The organism is Okeania sp. SIO2B9, from assembly GCF_010672505.1.
GTDB lineage: Bacteria > Cyanobacteriota > Cyanobacteriia > Cyanobacteriales > Microcoleaceae > Okeania > Okeania hirsuta.
In genome coordinates this window covers 1-4,892 of sequence record NZ_JAAHGK010000526.1, presented here as the reverse complement: position 1 = coordinate 4,892, position 4,892 = coordinate 1, and the positions used below count along the sequence as shown (strand labels likewise).

At 38.0% G+C, this 4,892-nt stretch carries 3 protein-coding genes; 2 read left to right on the top strand and 1 reads right to left on the bottom strand.

The window, feature by feature from the left end; all coding sequences use genetic code 11:
- Positions 1-535: DUF1838 family protein (locus tag F6K13_RS18325; protein WP_287287955.1), on the top strand; the 535-nt coding region annotated here is incomplete at its 5' end.
- A 400-nt stretch (positions 536-935) separates the two neighbouring features.
- Positions 936-2,279 carry an aromatic ring-hydroxylating dioxygenase subunit alpha gene (locus F6K13_RS18320; protein WP_287287954.1) on the top strand — a complete coding sequence of 448 codons (1,344 nt, stop codon included), beginning with the start codon at positions 936-938 and terminating at the stop codon, positions 2,277-2,279.
- Positions 2,280-2,448: 169 nt separating this feature from the next.
- Here the strand turns inward: F6K13_RS18320 and F6K13_RS18315 are convergent, their stop codons facing one another.
- Positions 2,449-3,939: a dihydroorotase family protein gene (locus F6K13_RS18315; protein ID WP_124143624.1), complete on the bottom strand. Its 1,491-nt coding sequence runs from the start codon at positions 3,937-3,939 to the stop codon at positions 2,449-2,451.
- Between the last annotated feature and the right edge of the window lie 953 nt (positions 3,940-4,892).

Here is a 4,892-nt window from a genome sequence, read left to right as displayed (position 1 = left end):
TTGGCGACCTAGAGAAGAAGTAAAAGAAGTTCCTGTCGTACATATTGCTAACCGGATGGTCCAGGGTTTTGTCTCACCAAAAAAAATTGTAATCCCTCAGAATTCTGGATATGTGAAAAAAGTTATAGAAATTCCTTTAGAATATCCTCATCCTTTGGCAAAAGAAAGTAAATATCGAGATTATTGCCCTGGAGAAAAATTTAAAGGAGTAGAATATTTTACCTCTAGTGTGGCTCGACCAGGGGTAACAGAAATACCTCCTTCTGAATGGGCGAGAGATTGTCCGTGGATGCCTTGGATGAAATTAGGTTATGGTCATCCAGCTAGATTAAGATTTGAAACTACTATTTCTAGGGTAGAATCTTTTGAAGAACTTCATCCTAATTTAGTCAAGTTGGTGAGAGAAAAATTGCCAATTTATGAGTTTGCTCCTGATGAAAGTGATCAACCAAATGTGACAAGTATTTTGTATTTTAAGAAGTATTTTGATGCTTATTTAAGAGGGGAAAAATTTCCAATTCCAGAAACTACTTAGGGTTTGCTGAAAAAGTCTTATGGGTAAGGGTAGGAGACAGGAGACAGGAGACAGGAGGAACGGGGAATTATAGAGGAGGTAGGAGGAAGAATAATCAAGGGATTATTCTGCGCAACTATAAGCCTAAAATGCTAATTTTTTGAACCATTACGACCATTAAGCTTGGACTTTTTTTAACTAAAAAATGCGCTCAACCTTTATATATCAATGCTTTTAGATTTAATCAGCAAACCCTACTTAAGTTATATCATGTTCCCCCGGAGGGGGAGCTACGCTAACGGTTGAATACTTATAAATAACTGTTGTGAGGAGTCAGGAGTCAACCCATACGATCGCTATTTAACCGGATATGATATAAGATATACCTGCAATTTACCTAGTCAATAAAAAGGTGCAAAAGATGAGGAAAAATTTCAGTAGAGACGAGATGGAAACAGTGCAGGAAATATTGCAAACTGATACCCGACCTGTGCCACCTGTACTCAAACAAGAATCAATCAAAAATCTGGGAACTGCCGATATTCCCAGAGAAATATTCTTTTCTCCTGAATATCATAACTTAGAGGTGGAAAAGTTGTGGAAAAAAGTCTGGCAGTGGGCTTGTCGAGAAGAAAATATCCCCAATGTTGGCGACTATGTGGTATATGATGTAGCTGATCTTTCAGTAATTGTTGTCCGAAGTAAAGCTGACAAAATTCAGGCATTCTACAATTCTTGTTTGCACCGTGGAACCCAATTATGTGTTAACGAGGGAAATACTTTAGCTTTACAATGTCCCTTTCATGGTTGGACATGGAAATTGGATGGTACTCTAGCTCATATTCCTTGTCGTTGGGATTTTGAACAAGTAGAGGATGAAGCTTTCCGGTTGCCTGAAATTAAGGTGGCAACATGGCAGGGTTTTGTCTTTATTAATTTTGACTCAGACTGTGAGTCTCTGGAGAGTTACTTAGAAAATCTACCCGAACATTTTCAACAGTTTGCTTTACAAGAAAGGTTTACAGCAGCTCACGTTGCCAAAGTGATGCCTGCTAACTGGAAAGTTACACTAACGGCTACTTTAGAATCTTATCATGTAATTACAACACATCCACAAATTCTCAAACTTATCGGAGATGTTAATTCCCAATATGACATTTATGGTCGTCACAATCGCATGATTAGTCCGTTTGCTGTTTGTAGTCCTCATCTCGGTAAACCAAAAGACCCAATGGTTCCCGCAAAAGCTCTAATAGAATTTAAAGGAGGAGACCCAGCAACATTACAGATGTCTGACGAAATGAACCCTCGTGCTTATGCAGCAGAGGTGACTCGCCAAACCTTAAAGCAACATCTTAAGATTGACTGCTCTGCTGTTTCTGATACAGAAATGCTAGATGCAATTTCTTACTTTATTTTCCCAAACCTTATGAACTGGCCTGGTGTCGGTCAACCGCTCCAATTTCGCTTTAGACCTTATGGTGCTAATCCTGATCTTTGCATTATGGATGTGCTTCTCCTCCAACCATTCCCACCTGGGATAACTCCACCAGCAGCAAAGATTACCTGGCTATCATTAGAACAGAATTTTGCTGATGCACCAGAATTACGAGGAATAGGGCCTTTTCTAGATCAAGACACTTCCAATTTTCTGCGACTGCAAAAAGGTTTGAAGGCATCCGCCAAACCTGGTATTACTCTGGGTAACTATCAAGAATCTCGCATCCGTCACTTTCATCAGGTTTTGGATGAATATTTGAGCTAATATTGTACTAAGCGCAATTTAGAATTTAGAAGTAATTCCTGACTGAATTTAATCAAGTCAATGTCAGTCCAGTAGGGTGCGTTAGTGGAACGAAGTGGAGCGTAACGCACCAGCAATATCAAAAATGGTGCGTTATGCTATCGCTAACAGCACTACTTTATGATAACTGTTAACTTCCAACTGTTTTCCCATAAGGTCGCTTCAAATATTTTCCTTGGGGCGACCCTAAAACTTCTCCTTTGTCATAAATCAAGTTTCCCCGCAAAAATGTACTTTTCACCTTTCCAGTTAACTCCATTCCTTCAAATTGTGTATAACCCTGTTGCGACTCTGACTCACTCGCACGCACAACAAAAGTTTTATTGGGGTCGAAAAGTACTAAGTCTGCATCATATCCTACAGCAATATCCCCTTTTTCTAACAAACCATAACGTTGTGCAGGATTCCACGACAACAACTCAGCGATATGATTATTAGACATTCCTCTTTTACTGCCTTCGCTGAAAACTCCAGATAATAAATATTCCGTACCGCCAAAACCAGATTTGGCTAACCAGATATTCTCCGGGTCTTGACTACTCGCTTTTTTCTCCGCCGAACAACAGGCATGATCGCTGACTATCCAATCAATTTGTCGATTTAATACCGCTTGCCATAAATATTCTACATCTTCACGGGAACGAATAGGTGGATTTACTTTCGCCCATTTGCCTGTAGGTGCATCCACATCTAATAATAAATGCCCCACTGTCACTTCTCGGCGAAAGTTGATATGAGGGAATGTTGTTTGCATCATTAATGCCGCTTCCACAGCTTTCTGGGAACTCAGATGTAATAAATTAATATTGACACAATTGGTTTCATAAGCTAAATAGGAAGCAATAACAATTGCTAGTGCTTTTGAATGGGGAGGACGAGCAGCACTATAAGCTTTGATACCAGTCAGAGAGCTATCATTTTGGACTATTTTAGTATAAGCATTGAGAATTTCAGCAACTTCGCAATGCAAACTTAAACTAATATAATCCTGCATTTCTGGGTGAGTTTCCCGTAATTTAGTTAACCCCCGCATGATAAATTCAAAATGAGCAAAATCGTATCTTTCTGATTTGTCAATCATCAAAAATAGGTTTTGTTGGTCTGACATTCCGTGCAAACCATAGCCGCCATAAAACATAAATATTTTGAATGATGGCACTCCATATTCCTCAAATAAAAATTGTAATTCATCAATATGACTACTGCTAATAGGGGCAAGGTGATAGCCATAGTCTACAAAAAAATTGCCTTCTGAAAGCTTCAATGCTTCAGGAAAAAAATCTTTGTAAGCACCGCCTCGGTTGAGATAATATTGCCCAGTCCGAATATAAGTTAAACCTGTTGTCACTCCACCCATAGCAGCAGCTTTTGTTTCTGTAATAGCGTCTTGAGGTAGAGGTTGATAAATACCAATGTGTTGATGGGAGTCTACTAACCCAGGAAAACCTAATAATTCTTTGGCATCGAATACCTCCTTACCTAATTCTGGGTTGATTTCTGGAGCAATATGAGCAAACTTGCCATTTTTAATTCCTAAGTCGAGGCGAGCGATCGAATTCTGATTTGGGCGCACTACCCGGACATTTTTAATAACTAAATCGAAATCTAATACTTCTGACATTAATTTATCCCCAATAATTGAGTAAGATTTTTATTTTGACATAATTGGAAATCATATAGCAATGGCAATGGAGGTGTTATAAGAAACCGGGTTTTTGAGAGGTAGATGTTAGTTAGTGGGGTATTTCAAACAAACTATTAGAAACCAGGTTTTTGAGAGGTAGATGTTAGTCAGTGGGGTATTTCAAACAAACTCGGTTTCTACGCTTTTTTATACCGATACCGCAGACAAACCCAGAAACCGGGTTTTTCAATGTTTATTATAAAAATAACGATTTATCCTATAAACCCGGTTTCTTTGCGTAATATCATCTCCGGTAGCATCGGTATTGTAAGGTAAGGAAGAAGGAAGAAGTAAACAAGGTTAAAAAGCTGGAAAAAACTTCAAAAAACTTAAATTTGCTGTAAATATTCACGCTAACTTTTACACAAACGATACCAGCGGACATGATATAAGTCCTAATATAGTTGAAAAACCAAATAGTTGAAAAAACCAAATTTTATGGTAAACTTTATTGTGGGTATTCAACTCTCACCAATAAGACTCTGTCCTGAAGGAAAGTGTTTAATGAATATAGACTTTAAGGTCAAGGGAGCCGACTTTCGTAGTAAGATTTAATTCTAACTCAATTAATCAAGCTCTAAGCATTCAGCTCTCAGCTTTTTAATGAATGAAGTAAGGATTCGTTGAACTTATACTACATTTTTAACCAGAGAATTGAAGCACAAAAACGACGAGTTTTAGTTGTCAACCCATACAATAAAAGCTAATAGCTGAAAGCTGACGGCTGATGCTTACATAAAGCTTTTATCTCACTAAAAGCAATAGCTGATGGCTGAATGCTGATAGTTTACACTTTATTTATGGCTTTTTTGGAGATATCTCAATGAAAAGAATTTTATATTATCATCCACTATCAAACGTTGCTCGAAAAATTCGGATATTATTAGCAA

Excerpts from the sequence above, each read along its gene's own strand:
- F6K13_RS18320 (WP_287287954.1), top strand. The coding sequence starts at position 936 with ATGAGGAAAAATTTCAGTAGAGACGAGATGGAAACAGTGCAGGAAATA.
- F6K13_RS18315 (WP_124143624.1), bottom strand. The coding sequence starts at position 3,939 with ATGTCAGAAGTATTAGATTTCGATTTAGTTATTAAAAATGTCCGGGTA.